The sequence below is a fragment of the Streptomyces lothianensis genome (assembly GCF_047779955.1).
In the GTDB taxonomy this organism is placed as follows: Bacteria; Actinomycetota; Actinomycetes; order Streptomycetales; family Streptomycetaceae; genus Streptomyces.
This window is the reverse complement of sequence record NZ_JBLMKT010000121.1, coordinates 1-966: the sequence shown is the minus strand read 5'-3', so window position 1 is coordinate 966 and position 966 is coordinate 1. Positions and strand designations below refer to the sequence as shown.

At 70.4% G+C, this 966-nt stretch carries 1 protein-coding gene; it reads right to left on the bottom strand.

All coding sequences use genetic code 11. The annotated features are described in order from the left end of the window. The coding region (locus ACLF6P_RS29865) for an acyl carrier protein (protein WP_415954545.1) at positions 1-966 on the bottom strand (966 nt) is incomplete at both ends.

The following is a 966-nucleotide window of genomic DNA, read 5'->3' as shown; positions in this document are numbered from 1 at the left end:
ACCGCCGGACCCTCAAAACCGAAGGCATACGACAGCCGGCCGGACAGGACACTGGTGGCCGTACCGGTGAGGAGCTGGCCGCTCACGCCCTCCCCGCCTTGAGCCAGGGCCCCGGCGCCGTAGCCCTGACTGCAACCGCCGACGAAAACGCCCGTACGGCTGCCGCGCAAGGTGGCCGGAGCGATCCCTGCGCCTTCCACCGTCTCCCACGACGCCTCCAGTACAAGGCGCTGCTGCGGGTCCATGGCGAGGGCCTCGCGCGGCGAGATCCCGAAGAACTCGGGGTCGAAGGAGCCTGCATCGTGCAGGAAGCCACCGACCCGGGCGAACGACGAACCGGCCGCTGTATCCAGGTCTCCGAGGGGTACGTCCTCCCAGCCCCGGTCCACAGGAAAGCCGGTAATGCCCTCCAGCCCGTCGCTGACGAGCTGCCACAGGGCCTCCGGCGTACGGACGTCTCCCGGCAGCCGGCAGCTCATGCCGACGATCGCGATCGGGTCGACGTCGGCGTCGGGGTCGGCGTGCGCGTGGGCGGGTGTCAGCCGGGCTGTCGGCAGCGGGCCGTCGGCTTCCCGGTGATCCAGCAGGAGTTCGACGAGATGTCTGGCGAGGCTCTCGGCGTCGGGGTAGTCGAACACCAGCGTCGCCGGAAGCTCCAGCCCGGTCTCCTTGACGAGGCGGTTGCGCAACTCGACCGCGGTGAGCGAGTCGAACCCGAGGTCACGGAACGCCGTCATGAGCGCGATGACAGATGCATCGCCGTGCCCCAATACGGCCGCGGCATGCGAACGGACGACCTCGCGCAGCGCGGTCCGGGCCTCCGCGTCATCAAGGTCCCGCAGTCGCTCCTCCCATACGGAACCTGCCGGGATCTGCCCGTCGCCGTCGTGGGGCGTCGAGGTGGAGATGGAGGTGGGGTGGGTGTCGGGGAGGTCGGCCAGGAGGGGGCTGGGGCGCAGTGCGGTG